This window comes from Pseudomonas sp. GZD-209 (assembly GCF_049310485.1).
Classification (GTDB): domain Bacteria; phylum Pseudomonadota; class Gammaproteobacteria; order Pseudomonadales; family Pseudomonadaceae; genus Aquipseudomonas; species Aquipseudomonas sichuanensis.
Genome location: NZ_JBMOWQ010000086.1, coordinates 52,356 through 68,979, shown reverse-complemented (window position 1 = coordinate 68,979; position 16,624 = coordinate 52,356). Strand labels below are relative to the sequence as shown.

The window sequence follows — 16,624 nt, the reverse complement described above, 5'->3', positions numbered from 1 at the left end:
TGGAAGGAAGAAAGAAGGGGAGGGTGTGGGGGTGGGTTTGGGCCCGAAAGCCCCCCCCAAGCCTGAGCAGCCCGCCCCGAGCCGTGTTTCCGCGGCCTTACTCATTTTCGAAGACTCATATGCTGGACTTCAGACAACTCCGTTATTTCGTCGCCGTGGCTGAGTTGGAACACGTGGGCAAGGCGGCGGAGCAACTGCACATCTCCCAGTCGCCGCTTAGCCGGCAGATTGCCCAGCTTGAGGAGCGCCTGGGGCTGCAGCTGTTCGAACGCAGCCAGCAACGGCTGCGCATCACCTCCGACGGTCGGACCTTCCTGTACGAGGCCAAGGCCCTGCTCAAACACGCCGAACGCCTTGAGTCACTCGGCCGCCGATTGGGCCGGGGCGAGACGGGCGGGCTGTGCATCGGCTACGTCAGCCACGCCATCCATGCAGGGGTGTTGCCCAAGGCGTTGCGCCAGGTGCGTGAGGAACGGCCGGGCATCCATATCGCCCTGTACAACCTGACGGCCCAAGAGCAATTCGAGGGGTTGCGCCAGCGCAGCCTCGATATCGCGCTGGTGTGCGAGCCGATACCGGTGGGGGATCTGGACCTGCTGGCAATACCGGTATTCCAGGACCCGCTCTATCTCGCGCTACCCATTGGGCATCCACTGGCAGACAAGGCGCAGATCGACCCTGCCGACCTTCACGAGCAGGATTGGATCATGGTCGACGGGCACGCGACCCCCAACCGTCGCGAGCGTTTCATGGCCCGTTGCGTGGAGGCAGGCTTTACCCCGCAGATCCGGCTGGAGGCCGCCGAACCGCTGAGTGCGCTGGGGTTGGTGTCCGCGGGGTTAGGCTTGGCGCTGATACAGCAGAGCATTGGCGCTGGCAGCAACCCTGAGGTGGTCCTGCGCGAGTTGCCGTGGTTACAGCAAAGCATCGGCCTCTGGGCAGCCTGGCACCGAGTTGACCTGCGCCCGATAGTAGGCGAGTTTCGTCAGATCGTATTGGCTGGCGCAGAGTACTGAGGACCCTATGATTCCCTCCCCGGGCGGGATGACCATACTTTTCGTACAAAATCTAAGGAGCCGATCATGGATCTAGGTATCAAAGGCCGCTGGGCGATCGTCTGCGCCGCCAGCCAAGGGCTGGGCAAGGGCTGCGCCGAGGCCCTGGCGGGCGAAGGCGTCAACCTGGTGATCAATGCGCGTACCGCCACTACCCTGGAGCAGACTGCTGCCGAGCTGCGTAGCCGGTTCCCGGCAATCGAGGTGGGCACGGTCGTCGGTGACGTGGCCGAGCCTGCGGTCCGCCAGGCGCTGCTCAGTGCCTGCCCGCAGGTCGATATCCTGGTCAACAATGCAGGCGGCCCGCCGCCGGGGGATTTCCGTGACTGGGGCCGGGATGACTGGCTCAAGGCGCTGGACGCCAACATGCTCACGCCTATCGAACTGATCAAGGCCGTGGTGGATGGCATGGCAGAGCGTGGCTTTGGCCGGGTGGTGAACATCACCTCCGGCGCGGTCAAGGCGCCGATCGACATCCTGGGCCTGTCCAATGGCGCACGTAGCGGCCTGACCGGCTTCATCGCCGGGCTTGCCCGCCAGCAGCGCCTGGCCGGGCGCAATGTGACCTTGAACAACTTGCTGCCAGGCGCATTCGACACGGCACGCCTGCACAAGACCCTGCAGGCTGCGAGCCAGGCCGGCGGTGACCTGCAGGCGACGACTCAGGCACGCCGCCAGGCGATACCGGCGGCGCGGTTCGGCAATGCCGAAGAGTTTGGGGCGTATTGTGCGTTCCTCTGCAGCGGCCATGGGGGCTATATCACCGGGCAGAACCTGCTGATCGATGGCGGGGCCTATCCAGGGACCTTCTGAGCAACAGCATCCGGGTGCACGGCAAGCGATCAATCCAGCCGCGTCACCCACTTGCCGGACGCGCTGCCGTCCTTGAGCTGGCGCAACGCCTGCGGCAGCGCTTCGAAGGCAAAGTCCCGGCGCTCCGGCGCCAGTAGCCGACCCTCGGCGACCATTTGCAGCAAACGCTCTCCAGCGACCTTCAACGCCTGGCGATCGAGCAATCGGCCATGGGCATGAATGCTGTTGAGGGCTACTTCATGCAGTGAGATTGCTGTGCTGAAGGCGGCCAGCGGCGCGGTTTCCTGGCGGTCCTGGATGCACACCAGGTGGCCGTTGTAACCCAACAGGTGGGCCAGGCTTGCGGCATGCACACCGCTGACGGTGTCGAACAGCGCGTGCAGCGGGCGCTCGCCGAGGGCGGCTTGCAAGCGTGTCTGCCAGTCGCCGGCGCGATATTCGAACACCTCGATCACGCCGATTTGCTTGAGGCGGGCATGATGTTTCTCGCCAGCAGTGGCCCACACCCGCAGACCGCGCTGCGCGGCGAGCTGGGCGAGGTAGAAGCCGACTGCGCCGCCCGCACCGACCACCAGTACATCGCCGGATGCACCGTTGGCGACCTTGGCCAACGCTTGCCAAGCGGTCAGCGCGGGGCAAGGCACAGCGGCGGCGGCGGTGGCTTCGAGGTTGCCCGGAATGTGCATCACCAGGTCGGCGTCGAGCAGGCAGTACTCGGCGAAGCTGCCATCGCGGGACAGCGACTGGTGATAGGCGATGCGTGTCCCCAATGGCAGGTCGACGTCTTCACCGACCGCGGCGACGATGCCGGCGCCATCCACGCCCGGTACGGTGCCCTGGCGCCAGTCGGCATGGCCCCATTCACAGATTTTCCAGTCCACCGGGTTGAGGGCGATGGCGCGGTTGGCCACCAGCACTTGGCCAGGGCCGGGTTGCGGCAGGGGTTTATCGATGAGCTGCAAACCGTCCAGGCCGGCGTCCGGGGTCCAGCCCCAGGCTCGATAGGTGTTGTGCATAAGGATTCCTCGTAAGAGTAGGAGGCCAGGGGTAGCCATCAATGACAAAGGGCCGCTGTGCGGCCCTTGTGTTCAAGCAAGCTGGGTTCAGATTGCGAGGCTGTCGACCACACCGCCGTCGACCCGCAGCGCGGCGCCGGTGGTGGCGGAGGAGTAGGGGGACGCGAGGTAGACCACCAGGTGGGCGACTTCGTCGACCTCGGCGGCGCGCTGGATGATCGAACTCGGACGGGCGCTGCGCACGAAATGGTCAGCCTCTTCGCGGATGCTGCGGCCGGAGGCCTTGGCGGCGTCGGCCACCAGGTTGGCGACGCCGTCGGTCAGGGTCGGCCCGGGCAGTACTGCGTTGACGGTGACGCCGGTACCTGCCAGACGCTTGGCCAGGCCGTGAGAGACGGCGAGGTTGGCGGCCTTTGTCACGCCGTAATTGATCATGTCGGCCGGGATAGCAATGCCGGACTCGGACGAGATGAACAGGATCCGCCCCCAGCCTTTTTCGACCATGGCCGGTGCGTAGTGGCGAGCCAGGCGCACACCGGACAGCACGTTGGTTTCGTAGAAGCGGGCCCACTCGCTGTCGGCTACCTCGAAGAAGTCGACGTCATCGTAGATGCCCAGGTTGTTGACCAGAATGTCGGCACTTGGATGGGCGTCGAACAGGGTCTGGGCGCCTTCGGCGCTGCCCAGGTCAGCAACGACACCGTGGACCTGACCACGCCCGCCTTGGGCGCGCAGTTCGGCGAGGGCGGCATCCACCGATTTCTGGCTTCGGCCGGCGATGACGACGTCGGCATGGGCACGGGCCAGGCCGCGAGCGATGGCCAGGCCAATACCGCCGGTCGAGCCGCTGATGATGGCGGTGCGTCCGCCGAGGTCGATGTTCATGGAATGGCTCCTGTGGGTGAGTTGCATCGATGAGGCCATGCTAGTGAGGCGCTAAAAGACTGTAAAAGACATAATCCGACTGGGTTCAGACCTTTTGGGTCTGCTCGGCCAGCGCCAACACCTGCTCGCGGAAAACCCCCACGATCGGCCGCAGGTCTACCTGGTGCCAGGCCGCCCAAAGCCGCACGCAGGGCCTGAACCAGTCCAGCTGGCGCAACACCACGGTAGGGCCCGCGCTGGCCGCCAGGCTGCTCTGCACCATGGCCAGGCCCAGCCCTGCGGACACCAAACCGAGCACGCTCAGCGGGTCGGTCGCCTCCAGCGACAGGCGTGGGGTGAAGCCGGCATCGGCGCAGCGGGCGATGAAGTCATCGCGCTTGTTGACCTGGTCGGGCTGGCCGCCCGTGATGATCCACTCCTGTTCATGCAGGTCGGCGGGGATGAGTTCGGCCTGGGCCGCCAGCGGGTGCTCGGCGGGAATCGCCAGCAGCATGGGGTCGTCCAGCACGGGCAGGGCCAGCAGATCGGGATCGTTGTCGGGCGCGGGCTCGCAGACCAGGGCGATGTCCAGGCTGCGTTGACGCAGGCCTTCGAACTGCTCGCCCGGTGTCATGTTGTAGAGGGCGATGTGGATCTGCGGGCGACTGCCACGGATGGCCCGCACAGCGCCGGGCAGCACGCCGGCATGGATGGCGTGGTTGACGTAGCCGATACACAGGCCGCCTTCCTCGCCGCGGCCCAGGCGTTTACCCAGCGACTCCAGACGTTCTGCGTGCTTGAGCAGGCCGCGGGCTTCGGCCAGGAAGATGCGCCCGTCAGTGGTGAGGAACAGCCGTTGGTTGCGTCGCTCGAACAGGGCCAGGCCGAGGTGGTCTTCGAGCTGGGCGATCTGCCGGCTCAGCGGGGATTGGGAAATGTGTAGCTGCTCCGCCGCGCGGCCGACGTTTTCACATTCGGCGACGGCGACGAAGTAGCGCAACTGACGTAGATCTTGCATGGGACCTCCTGGGGACTGCTCCACGTTCTACGAGGGCGGTCCCGATTTGGCCAGCCTCAGTGCACGCCAGGTGATGTTACGCAGCCTCGCCGATGGTGTTGGCAGTGGCCTTGCCGCGCCCGCCAAGCCACACCAGCATCAGCCCGCCCGCTGCCAGCAGGCCACCGGCTACCGGTATTGCAGCATAGCCAAGCTCCAGGCTGATGACGCCACCACCCAGCGCCGCGCCCACCGCGTTGCCGAGGTTGAACGCGCCGACATTGATCGAAGAAGCAAGGCCCGGCGCCTCGGCAGCGGCGGTCATCACGCGCATCTGCAGTGGCGGCACCACGGCGAAGGTGAACACGCCCCATACCAGCAAGGCCAGGGCGGCGCCGAGGTGGCTGCCCAGTACCAGCGGCATCAGCAGCATGATCAAGGCCAGAGCGCCGAGGAAGATCCGTGCCGAGCCGTCCAGCGACCAGTCGGCCAGGCGACCGCCCAGGCTGTTGCCGAGCGTGAAACCTACGCCGATCAGCACAAGGCCGAGCGTGATGAAGCTGTCCGAGGCGCCGGTCAGTTCGGCCAGCACGGGGGCTACGTAGGTGTAGAGGGTAAACATCGCACCGGCGCCGAGCACGGTGGTGGCCATTGCCAGCAGCACCTTTGGCCGGGCGATCACGGCGAGTTCGCGGCGCACATCGGGCACGCTGCCACGCTCGCCCTTGGGCAGGGCATACCACAAGGCGGCCATGGCGAGGATGCCGAGCAGCGCGGTGCCGGCGAAGGCCAGGCGCCAGCCGACCTGCTGGCCGATCCAGGTGGCGGCGGGCACGCCACCGATGTTGGCGATGGTCAGGCCCATGAACATGGTGGCGATGGCGCTGGCCTGTTTCTCACGTGGCACTACGCTGGCAGCCACCACCGCACCCAGGCCGAAAAAGGCACCGTGGTTGAGGCTGGTGATCAGGCGCGAGGCGAGCAGGGTGCCGTAGCCCGGCGCCAGGGCCGAGAGCAGGTTGCCGAGGGTGAAGATGGCCATCAGCGCGATCAGTGCACCGCGCTTGCCGAAGCGGCTGAACAGCAGGGTCATGATCGGGGCGCCCAGCATCACGCCAATGGCATAGGCCGTCACCAGCATGCCGGCGCTGGGGATGCTGACGTCCATGCCTTGGGCAATCACCGGCAGCAGGCCCATGGGGGTGAACTCGGTAGTGCCGATGCCGAAGGCGCCGATGGCCAGGGCGGTCAAGACGTGCCCGGGTTTCATTGCGCGGACTCCTGTGCGGCGAGCTCTGTCAGTGGGCCTTGCATGCGGTGGTGGGTGAGGGCGGTGGCAGTGAAGAAGGTTTGGGAATAGGTGGGTAATGGGGACTGATCATGCAGGCTCATCGGAAGGCCTCCGGCTGGCGTGTGGTGGGATCGCTTAGTGGGCGCAGTATCTCCACCTTGTGCGGATGGATTAAGTCATGACTGCGCCAATCACTTTTGACTTGAAGTCACGGATCAAGAGAGGCAAGCCCGCAGCGAGAGAGTCCGCAGCGGGCAGGGATCTTGGTGGTAGAGCGATCAGTGAATCGCAACCGGATTGATGTTGACTTGAGTGGAGCCAACATAAAGCGGTTGGCCGAGTACAAACAGGAACTCCCAAACCTTGTCGTGCACCAATGCACGGCTGTCGATCAGTTCCAGGTTGTAGATACCGCGCTTGGCGAGCATGTACTGGTTGACCGGGAACTCGTCCTGGCCATGCGGGTTCGGATAAACCTCCGAGGCCCAGGTGTCGCCGCCAAAAGCGACGATGCCCTGGTCTGCGAGCCACTGCGCCGCTTCCATGCCGATGCCGGGTTCCACTTCCAGGAACTGCTTGTTGTCCTTGCCGATCAGTTCCAGCCAACCTGTGTTGAACAGCACCACATCGCCCTTGCGCAGAGTCAGGCCTTGCTTCTTCAATACAGCCTGGATGTCGGCCACGCTGAACTCGGTGCCACCGGGCACGATGGCTTTGTTGTAGTAAGCGGTCATGTCCAGCACCACGCCACGGGTCACCATAGGCGGCACTTTCTCGACCCCGAGCTTGGTGACGCCATCGACAGTCACAAAGTCGGCCGCTTTGTTGCCGTTGTAATAAAGATTATCGATGCCGATGTGGCCAATCCCGTTGAGCTGGGTGCCAACGCCGGTCCAGGCATTTACCAGTTCATCGTTGAAAGTGAACTTGTTCGGCCCCAGCGACTTGCCGGCTTGCTGCCCGACCTGCACGTTGTACAGACGGAAGCTACGATGGCGGAATGCAGGAAGGTTCTTGTCTACGGGTACGGCCAACGGATAGGTCTTGCCCGTCTTGACCAGGCCGACCGCCTGTTTGACCACGTCCGGGGTCAACAAGTTGGCAGCGCCGATCTCATCGTTTGGGCCGTAGGCAGAAGGGTACCAATCGGCTGCGGAGGCGGCCTGCATGGCAAGTGGTAGCAAGGCCGCCAGGGCGAATTTTGAAAAGGTTTTCATCGTGGTTCTCCAGTTGACGAAGGCCGTCAAGGCAAGTGCGAACAGTGCAAGGGGATGATGCGGTCCAGTGGACTAAGCAATGGTTCGCAGTTTGCGGCGTTTACATTTGCGAATTAAGCCCTGTAGAAGCCAAATTTATTTGCCTTGAAGTCAATAATTAAGGCTGCGCTAGAGGAGATGCTCCAGACAGTAGCTATCAGCGGAGTATTTTCCTGGGGAGAGGGTAGGAGAGGGGGCCAGATGCCTTCGGTCTGGACTTGTACAATTCTATATAGAGTAATTTCGAACACTGATTTCGCATATTCGAGATTGTTCGCCGCCATCTTCCCACTGCAGTAAGCAATGAAAATCCAGGTCTTGTCGCTATCGAATATTGAGGGAGCAAGGCAACTTGCTTGACAAGAAATATATATAACTCAACTAAATAAACATTTAGTTGAGTTATATTAAGGGGTGTTCGAAGCACCGGGGAAGGCGGCCTTCAAGTGGCTTTCCAGCCAGCCCATGAACCATTGCGCATCGGCCGACGGCGGCTGGCCAGGGGTCAGTACCTGGTAGCTTTCAAGCGGTGCTGCCTGCGGCACGCAGCGTACCAGGCTGCCATCCTGCAGCTCACGACCGACCAGCACCTCGGTGGCCAGTGCGATGCCTTGGCCGCGCTGCGCCAGGGTGAGCACCACATCGTTGCTCACGTGCGAAGTGTCCGAGTGCACCCGCACACGCAGGCCGTTGGCAGCAAACCAGCTGTTCCACCAGGTACCGTCGTCGACATGGATCAACGGGCATGTGGGCAAGTTCGCGGCATCCAGGCCAGCTGGCAGGCGGGCCAGTAAACCTGGTGAGCAGACCGGAAAAACCTGGGGGCGAATCAGCACCCGGTGCACCCCGGACAACTCGCCAGGCAAGCCATAGGCAATGCCCAGGTCGGCCTGGCGAGCGTCCACCGAGGTGAAGCGGGCATTCGGCTCGATGGCGATTTTCACGCCTGGGCGCAAGCTGCGCAGCTCTTCGATACGGGGTGTGAGCCAGCGCGAGGCGAACGCCGGCACGCAAAGGATACGCAGCCAGCGCTCGTCGTCACGCCGGGCCAGGCGCGCACCGGCGTCGGCAAGTATCTGCAATGCTTCGGCTGCTGCCTGGTAGTAGTGCGCACCTTGCTGGGTAAGGCTCACGCCCCGTGGCGAACGCTCGAGCAAGCGCACGCCCAGCCAGCCCTCGAGGTTTTTCACGTGGCGGCCGATCGCCGGCTGGGTCACATGCAGTGCTTGCGAGGCAGCCACATAACTGCCCAGACGAGCCGCAGCCTCGAAGGCGCGCACGGCGTTGAGCGGGGGTAGGCGTTGCAGGGGCATGGGCACCTCGGGTGTTATTTTTTGTAATAGTGAAGGCAAATTTATTGTGCTTTTACCCCAGGCTCAAGTTGTAGACACTCAAAAACGCGTAATTCCGCGCTTTTGAAGGAGCCCCTGATGCGGCCAACAACAATAAAGAAGTCGTTCACCAGCCTGTCCGTACTGGCCCTGGCGTTGCTGGCAACTGCCGCGCAAGCAGCCGAAAGCAAGGGCCCATGTGGCGTGCAAGGCCTTGAGCGCTGCCCGCAGCCGTTCGACAAGGTACTGCCTGCGCCCAAGGACATGCTGACCTGGGACCAGGCCACACGGGTGGTGGGCTTTCGCAATACCTACCGGCTGTACGCCGGCGATGTGTTCAGCAGCCATGGCGCCAAGCCATACCCGCTGGCCGAGGCCGAGCACAAACTGAGCGACATCCAGTACACACTCGAAGGCAAGCAGCACAACCTGGCCGATTACCTGGCCAACCAGAGCGTCACCGGTTTGTTGGTGCTCAAGGACGGTAAAGTCGCCTACGAGCATTACGCCCAGGGCAACACCGCGCAAACCTTGTGGACCTCGCGCTCGGTGGCCAAGTCGGTGGTTAGCGTGCTGGTGGGCGTGGCGCTGAAAGAAGGCAAGATCAAGTCCCTGGACGACAAAGTCAGCGCCTATGTGCCGGAACTCAAGGGCTCCGAGTGGCAGGACGTGACCCTGCATCAACTCATGCAGCACACCTCGGGCGTGCAGTGGGATGAAAACTACGCCTCCAAAGACTCCGACTTCTCCCACATGACCCAGTGCGAAGCCAGGCCAGACCCTTATGACTGCGTGCTGCAGCTGGTGCGTTCGGTCAAGCGCAAACCGGGCGTCAAACCCGGTGAGGTATGGTCGTACAACACTGGCGGCGCCTGGCTGGTGGGCCGCGTGCTGGAAAACGCCACCGGCATGACCCTGGCCAAGTACCTGGAAAGCCGCATCTGGAGCCGTTACGCCATGCAGCAGGATGGCGTATGGCACGCACTGGTGCCCGGCAAGGTCGACATGGGCGGACATGGTTTCAACGCCACGCTACGTGACTGGGGCCGCTTCGGCCAGTTCGTGCTGAGCGGCGGCCAGTTGCCCGACGGTGAGAAGCTGCTCCCGGACGACTGGATTGCGCGCTCGACGCATTGGACCCAAGCCAAAGGCTCGGTAACCGCCGCAGCGCCCAACGGCCAGTACGGCTACCAATGGTGGTACAACGCGCCGGCAGCGAATGCCGACAGCGCACCGAAGCGCACGGCAACCAGCGACAAGACGTTCTGGGCACTGGGAATCTTCGGGCAGACGATTGCGATCAATCCGGCCGAGAATCTGGTGGTGGTGCAATGGTCGACGTGGAAGAACGCAGAGACACCGAGTTCGCTGTATGACGAACAGGCGTTGTTCGTAAATGCGGTGAGCGAGGCGCTGGATCGGTAAAAAGCCTTGGGCGTGGTTTCGATTCTGGTGGGAACCGGGGCCACGCTGCAATGCCAAGATGCGCATAATGTATATTATGTTAAATTGTGTATTTGTAATGCTGCCGCCCAGCGGTTAACCGCTCCCTGCTCCATGATTTCCATGCAACCCGATGTCAGGCTTCACAGCGCGAACTGCGCGATCACTTCATCCGACGACATGACATCGGCATATTCCCCCCCGAGTATCGCCAAGGTCAGCTCATGAACGGTTGTAGCGTCCCAGCGCTTTCCATTCGGCCCGACAACGGGCACGGCTGTCGTGGCGTCTGACGGAAGAATAATGCTGTACCCCAGTGCTTTTCCCGCACGGACGGTGGCGTCCATGCTGTTATGAATGACAACCCCCGTCAGCACCAAACGCTTCACCCGCATCTTGCCAAGCGTGGCGTCGAGCTCGGTACCGATGAATGCGCAGTTCTCCTGTTTGATAATGACCGCTTCACCCTCGATCGGAGCAACCTCTTGCTTGATGCCATTCCACGGGCCATTTACGTAATAGCTGGATGTCGGCGTCCGCTCATCGTGCTTAACGTGCACAACAGGCCAGCCTTTTGATCGCCAAAGCGCGAGCAGTCGTTGGATCACTGCCAGATACCCAGGATTGCTTTTGCCGTCCCAGTTCGGGCGATCAATGGCATCTTGTACGTCAAGGATCACAAGGGGCACAGCGCTGGATAGGTCCTTCATCCGATTTCAGTTCCTTTGGCTGATGATCAGGCCGAGTGTGCTGCAACAAGGTTCCGCCAGCAACGCCCAACGCCCACGGTTCATGCTCACATCAGGCAATAAAACTCACTGACCTCAGCAACGACTTTCCCTGCGCCGTCATACAACCGTGCCTCCGGGTTCAAGGCAATCGAACGAGCCTCGAGCACATAGCGTTGTCCCGCTGTGAAATGGCCGTAATTGACGGTCAGGTAGCATTCGCGTACCGAAGGCCCGCCCATCATGCTCATGCCGCCACCGCCGCTGGTTTCATAGTCGAACTTCACCATCAATTCGTGGCTGCCGGGCGTAACCTGGAAAAAACGTCCGTCTTCAAGGCGTTGCTTGTCCAGGCGCTCGGCCAGCAACACTCTGTCGTTGGGAAACGGTATCGACAAGTCGACCCAGGCCATCTCTGGATTGGCGGTTGGCATCGGCGTCTGGCAGCCCGCAATAACACTGGCTGCGACGAGCAAGATCATCCTGCGCATGATCAGCACCTCAAGGGGCCATATGATCAGCATAGCGTCCTACAGCCATTTCTATCCCGCGCTCATTCCACCTCAGGGCTCAAAGTGCCCAGCCATGCAACCAGGGCAATAATGACGATGGCCATTGAAAGCTCGAATACCAGGCTTCGACGCAAGGCACTCACCGCAACCGAATACTCGCCATTTCGAACCGAACGCTCCAGCAGCGGGCTCAAATGAAAACGATTGAGTGCAGCCAGCGCGATCATTGCGCCAAATAACAGGACCTTCAAAAACAGCAGAGCACCATAGGTACTGAACATGACGCCATCGATATGTGGGCCAACAATAAAGAGGTAATTGATTGCTCCAGTGAGCCCGATGACAACCACGATCACGGCGCCGACCGATTCAAAGCCAGTCAATACCCGGGCAAGAAGCCGCGCCTCATGTTCGCCTTTCAGTGATTTGCAGCGAAGCAACAACGCGAACGCCGCCAACGCCCCTAGCCAGGCGCCCGCAGCCAGCAGATGCAGAACATCGCCTATGAGCTGCCAATAGCCACGACTCCCCTCGCCCATCGCCCCATGGCCGGTCCACGCTAGGCTGGCCAGTGCAACGGCTCCGGCCACAGTGACGACCCACAGGCTGGCGGTCACAAAGCGTTTGTATTGCGAGATGCCGACAATAGCGACAAGCAGTGCGGTAATGCGGACCAGCCAGCTCAGGCCGACATCAGTGCCCGTCAGGATCATCTGGAAAAAATGGTGATGCAGCTCCATGAAGCCCGACACACCGCTCATGGATTTCGCAAGAACACCCAGCGCGACCAGGGATAGCGCTATACCCAAGAGCGACGTGCCATACAGCAGCGAATCAAAGCGCAAGACCGTGCCCGACGCCCTCTCCTTCCCCCTCAGGCCATACAAGCCAAAAAGCGCCAAGCCGAATAGCATCATCAAGTCGAGATAAAGCGTGAAACGAACCGCGATAGTCAGCGAGTCGCCCATGGATCATTTCACTTTGAAGGAAAAACTGCCGGTAATCGGGTGAGTGTCCGAAGAAACAGCACGCCATTCGACCTTGTAAGTGCCCGTGGTCAAGGGCGCTGCAGGCGTGATGATCATGGTCTTCGGATCACCGCCCGCGGCGACGGCTGCCTGTACCCCCATGGGCGAATTTGGCATTCCCGGCATGTCGGTCATGATCAGTTTTGCTCCCGAGAACTGGGTCGTAAGTTGCTCGGAAAAATGCAGCGCGATGGACGAAGGCGCCACGCCATCCGCACCTTCCGCCGGCGTGGATGAAAGGAGCCTGGGGTGTGCCTGGGCAACGGCGCTCAGGAACAACCCGGCGGTCAGCGCAAGTGTTGCAGCGGTGGCTTTATGGAAAGGCATGCAAGGCTCCTCACAGCAAGCGCTGTCAGTTCGAGTTTTTTAGGGAGTGGATATCGTGTCCGTGAAAGCGCTGAATCAGCGTCACGGTGCAGGTGCACGATGTCACAGGCGCAAGGAACGTGCGATTACATTTCAGTCAGCTTGAAAGGGGCCTGGCGCCGCTGTTTACGGGTATGAGCGCGCTTGCCGTCATTCATATCAATTACGTAATAAATTGATAGCCATCATCAGAAACCACCGCGAAGTGCTGTGGTGGTTTGGCTGATTATTCAAATTGGGTAATGGCCACCAGGAGCATGCCGATGGTTTTGCAGCGCCCTCAAGATCGAGCGCCGCCCGCGCGGCGCATCGCTGGCAAGCCAGCTCCCACATCTGTTTCGGGCCAGTCTCTTCTGTGCCATAACCTGGTCCGCCTTGTTGGTACGACGCGGTTTCAGTGTGGGCGTTGCCGCCGCCCCACATGACTCAAGACATGCACCAAGGCAGGCGCTGGTACTCTCACAGGAATAATTGGCCCGAAATAAACTGTGGGAGCGGGTTTACCCGCGAAGCGCCGCGCGGGCGGCGCTCGATCTCATAGGCGCTGAACATCCATCGCCATGCACCTAGCCGCCCACATGCGATACCAAGACAGGCGCTTGGCCGTCATGGCGCTTCCCATGCAATATGTACCTAAGCACGAAAAGATACGTAATAAATTAGCGTACTAGTACGCCACGAATCTCGGCAACCACCTGCGCCGTCGCCGCTTCGATCGTGCCCTCGTTACGACACAACACCCAGCCATGATCCGCGACCGCCCGCTCGAACGCCTGGGTACAGGCAACTTGCTCTTGCAGTTTATGAATCACCGTACTGCCCAGCCCACGGGTGCGTGCCGCCGCCCTCGCCCATGAAACTTCGGGGTCGGTGACAACCCCGACATGCAGGTCCGGCACGCGCACGTTGCGCTCCATGTTCAACCGCAGAATCTCGGCAAACGGGACTGTCCGGCGAAACGCGGCATCGGAGGGGTACCAGCGATCAATCAGGATGATGCTGCCCGGCGGCTGCTTGGGCAGCACGTGCTGTGAAATCCAGGCCCGGCTATCCGCCAGGCGTGCGCAAACCTGCAACTCCAGCTCCTGGCTGGGATGCCTGACGAGCCTGTTGACCAGGGCCATCGTTTCCCCCCTGAAGGGATCGCTTTTCTTCTCGCAAAGGCGGATCACCTTGTAGCCGTCGGCCCTGAGCGCTTGTGTAATGGCCTCCAGCAGTGTGGTTTTGCCGGTGCCCTTGGGCCCGTCCAGAGAAACGAATAGCGGTCGGTTCATGCTTCACATAACGATAGATAGAGGGTATTCGCGCCAGTGTACCTGGGCGCTCACAGCATATGCCCGGCCCAGATCCCCTGCTCCACCAGCTCCGATGCCAGCTCGACAAAGGTGTCGCCCACATAGCGCGTCGCCTGGCTTACCTTCCGGTCCGCCGGCGTCACCATCACCAGTTTGCGCATCGGCGTTGGCTCCACCAAGGGCGCGGCGCACAGCGTGCCGGCCTGCAGATGGCCATAGATGGACGCCAGTGGCAAGGCGGTCAGGCCGAAACCATTACGTACCAGGTCGATCATTGCGCCAAATGAATCGGCCTCGATGCTGGCGATAATCTTGAAGCCCACTTCGCCAGCACACTGGTCCATGATCTTGCGCAAGCCATGGCGCGGGCTGGGGAGCACCAGCTGCTCCTGGGCAAGGCTGGCAAAACCGACCGCCTGCTCCAGCTTAAGGCCTGCACTGGGCGGGCCGACCAGCACCAGGTTCTCCATCATCACCGGCACGATGCGCAGGGTGTGCAAAGGCTCCAGGTCGTAGGAAATCACCAGTTCCAGCTCGCCGCGTTGCACCCAGTCCAGCAGATAGCCGCTGAACGCGGAGGTGAAACGGATCGACAAGTCCGGGTTCTCCTCGCGGATCCGTTTGGCCAGGCGCACGGTCATGATTTCGGCGATGGTGGGGGTGGTGCCGATCGCCACCGCGCCACGGAACGCCCCTGGCCCTGCCGCGACCGAACTGCGGATCGCCTCCAGTTCGTCCATGATGCGGGTGGCATGTTGCAGCACCTCATTGCCCGCCTCGGTGATGATCATGCCACGGCCGTGGCGATCGAACAGGTAGACGCCCAGTTCCTTTTCCAGCTGCCGAATCTGCCGGCTCAGTGCCGGCTGCGCGATATGCAGCCGGTCGGAGGCCTTGCTCAGGCTGCCCAGCTCGGCGACATGAATAAGCGTTTTGAGCTGAACGACGTCCATGGGCTGACCAACCTGAGGGATGAAGGGGTGACGGGCAGTTTAAACAGCCCACCCGCCATCAGCTATAGCATCTCGGCATATCAGCTAGTCACCAGCACCCCTTGCTCATGCATGGCTCGAGTCGGCTTGCCGCTCGACAACGGTGCGCGCAGGCGTTGTCGCTTCTGCGTCGGACGCGTCTTGCAACTCCCCTTCCCACTTTGCCACCACTGCCGTGGCGATCGAGTTGCCGACCGCATTGGTCGCCGAGCGGCCCATGTCGAGGAAGGTATCGATGCCCAGGATCAGCAGCAAACCCGCTTCCGGAATATCGAACTGCACCAGGGTCGCCGCAATCACCACCAATGAGGCCCGCGGTACCCCCGCCAACCCCTTGGACGTCAGCATCAGCGTCAACAGCATGAGGACCTGCGTACCCAGGGTCATCTCGATGCCATACGCCTGGGCGATGAACAGCACGGCGAAGGTGCAGTACATCATCGAGCCGTCCAGATTGAACGAGTAGCCCATGGGCATCACGAAGCTCGAGATCTTGCGCGAAACGCCAAAACGATCGAGCGCGGCCAGCAGTTTCGGGTAAGCCGACTCCGAGCTCGCCGTGGCGAACGCCAGCAGGAAGGCCTCCTTGATCAATCGCAGCAGGCTGAACACGCGTCGCCCCAGAAACAGCGCGCCCGCCAGGATCAACAGGCCCCACAGCAGGGACAGGCCGAGGTAGAAATCACCCATGAACACGGCGAAGGTTGCCAGGATCGACAGCCCGTTGGTGGCAATGGTCGAGGCCATGGCCGCCATTACCGCCAAGGGGGCCAGCTTCATCACATAACCGGTGATGGTCAGCATGGCCTGCGCCAGTTCATCGGTCAGCCGAATCAAGCCTTTGGCCTTCTCCCCCAGCGCGGCCAGGGCCACGCCGAAGAACAGCGAAAACACCACGATCTGCAGGATTTCATTGGTGGCGAGCGCTTCGGCGAACGACCTTGGCACCAGGTGGGTGACGAAGCCTTTCAAGGTGAACGCCGACGTCTGCAGCGCCGTGCTGGCGTTGACGTCCGGCAGCGGCAGGGCCAGGTGCTGCCCCGGCTGGAGGATATTGGCCATCATCAGCCCCACCCCCAGCGACAGCAGCGAAGCGGTGATGAACCACAGCATGGCCTTGCCGAACACACGGCCCACTGCCCCGGCATCGCCCATGTGCGCGATGCCCACCACCAGGGTCGAGAACACCAAAGGCCCGATCAGCATCTTGATCAGGCGCAGGAACACGTCGGAGATGATCGAGAAGTACCCGGCAATCTCGATGGCGGTGGGTTTGTCGGGGGCATTGAGGAAGATGGTGTAGCCGATCAGCACACCAGTGAGCATGGCCAGCAGGATCCAGCCTGCCAGCGGAAGACGGTATTTCATGGTCCACCTGTTATCGAGTAATGGAAGTGTCACCGCGCAGGCGGCGCATTACGGAATGAGGTAGGCAGAAGCAAGATGCCCCGTGGGGCATGCCGAGGAATGCTGCAGTAAAGCGGCCGGGAGTGCAGGGAAAAGCCTGCGCAGGAAGCGTTCGAACATGGAAGTACCCTCGGATTTTATTGTTGTGGGTCAAGCACGGCGCCCGCCAAGGCACCGATTCGGCACCCTAACCAAGTTCACCGCGCTGAATAAGCGCATCCCGGGCCTAA

At 61.8% G+C, this 16,624-nt stretch carries 16 protein-coding genes; 3 read left to right on the top strand and 13 right to left on the bottom strand.

Features of this window, described 5'->3' with window-relative positions:
• Positions 1 to 119 precede the first annotated feature (119 nt).
• Both ACO6VM_RS11515 and ACO6VM_RS11510 read left to right on the top strand, forming a co-directional pair.
• Positions 120 to 1,016 (top strand): LysR family transcriptional regulator, encoded by an 897-nt coding sequence (locus tag ACO6VM_RS11515; RefSeq protein WP_422403265.1) that lies wholly within the window; start codon positions 120 to 122, stop codon positions 1,014 to 1,016.
• Between the two features lie 66 nt (positions 1,017 to 1,082).
• Positions 1,083 to 1,868, top strand: a complete 786-nt coding sequence (locus ACO6VM_RS11510) for an SDR family oxidoreductase (protein WP_401057279.1) — start codon at positions 1,083 to 1,085, stop codon at positions 1,866 to 1,868.
• A gap of 29 nt (positions 1,869 to 1,897) precedes the next feature.
• On the opposite strand, the gene ACO6VM_RS11505 is transcribed toward ACO6VM_RS11510, so the two are convergent.
• The 6 genes from ACO6VM_RS11505 to ACO6VM_RS11480 form a co-directional block, all read right to left on the bottom strand.
• Positions 1,898 to 2,884, bottom strand: a complete 987-nt coding sequence (locus ACO6VM_RS11505) for a zinc-binding dehydrogenase (protein ID WP_401057278.1) — start codon at positions 2,882 to 2,884, stop codon at positions 1,898 to 1,900.
• Between the two features lie 87 nt (positions 2,885 to 2,971).
• Complete coding sequence (locus tag ACO6VM_RS11500; protein ID WP_258706561.1) at positions 2,972 to 3,769, bottom strand: SDR family NAD(P)-dependent oxidoreductase; 798 nt, start codon at positions 3,767 to 3,769, stop codon at positions 2,972 to 2,974.
• A gap of 85 nt (positions 3,770 to 3,854) precedes the next feature.
• The gene (locus ACO6VM_RS11495; RefSeq protein ID WP_401057277.1) at positions 3,855 to 4,766 is read right to left on the bottom strand and encodes a LysR family transcriptional regulator; all 912 of its coding nucleotides are present in this window, start codon (positions 4,764 to 4,766) and stop codon (positions 3,855 to 3,857) included.
• Positions 4,767 to 4,842: 76 nt separating this feature from the next.
• Complete coding sequence (locus ACO6VM_RS11490) at positions 4,843 to 6,015, bottom strand: MFS transporter (protein ID WP_390970514.1); 1,173 nt, start codon at positions 6,013 to 6,015, stop codon at positions 4,843 to 4,845.
• A gap of 299 nt (positions 6,016 to 6,314) precedes the next feature.
• Complete coding sequence (locus ACO6VM_RS11485) at positions 6,315 to 7,253, bottom strand: cyclase family protein (RefSeq protein WP_422403264.1); 939 nt, start codon at positions 7,251 to 7,253, stop codon at positions 6,315 to 6,317.
• 446 nt (positions 7,254 to 7,699) lie between these two features.
• Positions 7,700 to 8,605: a LysR substrate-binding domain-containing protein gene (locus ACO6VM_RS11480; protein ID WP_401057276.1), complete on the bottom strand. Its 906-nt coding sequence runs from the start codon at positions 8,603 to 8,605 to the stop codon at positions 7,700 to 7,702.
• A gap of 117 nt (positions 8,606 to 8,722) precedes the next feature.
• Here ACO6VM_RS11480 and ACO6VM_RS11475 point away from each other — a divergent pair, with 117 nt between their 5' ends.
• Entirely contained in the window at positions 8,723 to 10,048 is a 1,326-nt protein-coding gene (locus tag ACO6VM_RS11475) for a serine hydrolase domain-containing protein (RefSeq protein WP_422403263.1), read from the top strand.
• Positions 10,049 to 10,209: 161 nt separating this feature from the next.
• Here the strand turns inward: ACO6VM_RS11475 and ACO6VM_RS11470 are convergent, their stop codons facing one another.
• From ACO6VM_RS11470 to ACO6VM_RS11440, 7 genes are all read right to left on the bottom strand, one after another.
• Positions 10,210 to 10,776, bottom strand: a complete 567-nt coding sequence (locus ACO6VM_RS11470) for an isochorismatase family protein (protein WP_401057191.1) — start codon at positions 10,774 to 10,776, stop codon at positions 10,210 to 10,212.
• Between the two features lie 86 nt (positions 10,777 to 10,862).
• Positions 10,863 to 11,285, bottom strand: coding sequence for a hypothetical protein (locus ACO6VM_RS11465; RefSeq protein ID WP_258706568.1), 423 nt, complete (start codon positions 11,283 to 11,285; stop codon positions 10,863 to 10,865).
• A gap of 62 nt (positions 11,286 to 11,347) precedes the next feature.
• Positions 11,348 to 12,274: a copper homeostasis membrane protein CopD gene (gene copD / locus ACO6VM_RS11460; RefSeq protein ID WP_401057190.1), complete on the bottom strand. Its 927-nt coding sequence runs from the start codon at positions 12,272 to 12,274 to the stop codon at positions 11,348 to 11,350.
• 3 nt (positions 12,275 to 12,277) lie between these two features.
• Complete coding sequence (copC, locus tag ACO6VM_RS11455; protein WP_401057189.1) at positions 12,278 to 12,661, bottom strand: copper homeostasis periplasmic binding protein CopC; 384 nt, start codon at positions 12,659 to 12,661, stop codon at positions 12,278 to 12,280.
• Positions 12,662 to 13,359: 698 nt separating this feature from the next.
• Positions 13,360 to 13,974: a dTMP kinase gene (locus ACO6VM_RS11450; RefSeq protein WP_401057188.1), complete on the bottom strand. Its 615-nt coding sequence runs from the start codon at positions 13,972 to 13,974 to the stop codon at positions 13,360 to 13,362.
• A gap of 50 nt (positions 13,975 to 14,024) precedes the next feature.
• Complete coding sequence (locus tag ACO6VM_RS11445) at positions 14,025 to 14,948, bottom strand: LysR family transcriptional regulator (RefSeq protein WP_401057187.1); 924 nt, start codon at positions 14,946 to 14,948, stop codon at positions 14,025 to 14,027.
• Positions 14,949 to 15,053: 105 nt separating this feature from the next.
• Positions 15,054 to 16,355: a dicarboxylate/amino acid:cation symporter gene (locus tag ACO6VM_RS11440; protein ID WP_401057186.1), complete on the bottom strand. Its 1,302-nt coding sequence runs from the start codon at positions 16,353 to 16,355 to the stop codon at positions 15,054 to 15,056.
• Between the last annotated feature and the right edge of the window lie 269 nt (positions 16,356 to 16,624).

Excerpts from the sequence above, each read along its gene's own strand:
- ACO6VM_RS11515 (WP_422403265.1), top strand. The coding sequence starts at position 120 with ATGCTGGACTTCAGACAACTCCGTTATTTCGTCGCCGTGGCTGAGTTG.
- ACO6VM_RS11510 (WP_401057279.1), top strand. The coding sequence starts at position 1,083 with ATGGATCTAGGTATCAAAGGCCGCTGGGCGATCGTCTGCGCCGCCAGC.
- ACO6VM_RS11505 (WP_401057278.1), bottom strand. The coding sequence starts at position 2,884 with ATGCACAACACCTATCGAGCCTGGGGCTGGACCCCGGACGCCGGCCTG.
- ACO6VM_RS11500 (WP_258706561.1), bottom strand. The coding sequence starts at position 3,769 with ATGAACATCGACCTCGGCGGACGCACCGCCATCATCAGCGGCTCGACC.
- ACO6VM_RS11495 (WP_401057277.1), bottom strand. The coding sequence starts at position 4,766 with ATGCAAGATCTACGTCAGTTGCGCTACTTCGTCGCCGTCGCCGAATGT.
- ACO6VM_RS11490 (WP_390970514.1), bottom strand. The coding sequence starts at position 6,015 with ATGAAACCCGGGCACGTCTTGACCGCCCTGGCCATCGGCGCCTTCGGC.
- ACO6VM_RS11485 (WP_422403264.1), bottom strand. The coding sequence starts at position 7,253 with ATGAAAACCTTTTCAAAATTCGCCCTGGCGGCCTTGCTACCACTTGCC.
- ACO6VM_RS11480 (WP_401057276.1), bottom strand. The coding sequence starts at position 8,605 with ATGCCCCTGCAACGCCTACCCCCGCTCAACGCCGTGCGCGCCTTCGAG.
- ACO6VM_RS11475 (WP_422403263.1), top strand. The coding sequence starts at position 8,723 with ATGCGGCCAACAACAATAAAGAAGTCGTTCACCAGCCTGTCCGTACTG.
- ACO6VM_RS11470 (WP_401057191.1), bottom strand. The coding sequence starts at position 10,776 with ATGAAGGACCTATCCAGCGCTGTGCCCCTTGTGATCCTTGACGTACAA.
- ACO6VM_RS11465 (WP_258706568.1), bottom strand. The coding sequence starts at position 11,285 with ATGCGCAGGATGATCTTGCTCGTCGCAGCCAGTGTTATTGCGGGCTGC.
- copD (WP_401057190.1), bottom strand. The coding sequence starts at position 12,274 with ATGGGCGACTCGCTGACTATCGCGGTTCGTTTCACGCTTTATCTCGAC.
- copC (WP_401057189.1), bottom strand. The coding sequence starts at position 12,661 with ATGCCTTTCCATAAAGCCACCGCTGCAACACTTGCGCTGACCGCCGGG.
- ACO6VM_RS11450 (WP_401057188.1), bottom strand. The coding sequence starts at position 13,974 with ATGAACCGACCGCTATTCGTTTCTCTGGACGGGCCCAAGGGCACCGGC.
- ACO6VM_RS11445 (WP_401057187.1), bottom strand. The coding sequence starts at position 14,948 with ATGGACGTCGTTCAGCTCAAAACGCTTATTCATGTCGCCGAGCTGGGC.
- ACO6VM_RS11440 (WP_401057186.1), bottom strand. The coding sequence starts at position 16,355 with ATGAAATACCGTCTTCCGCTGGCAGGCTGGATCCTGCTGGCCATGCTC.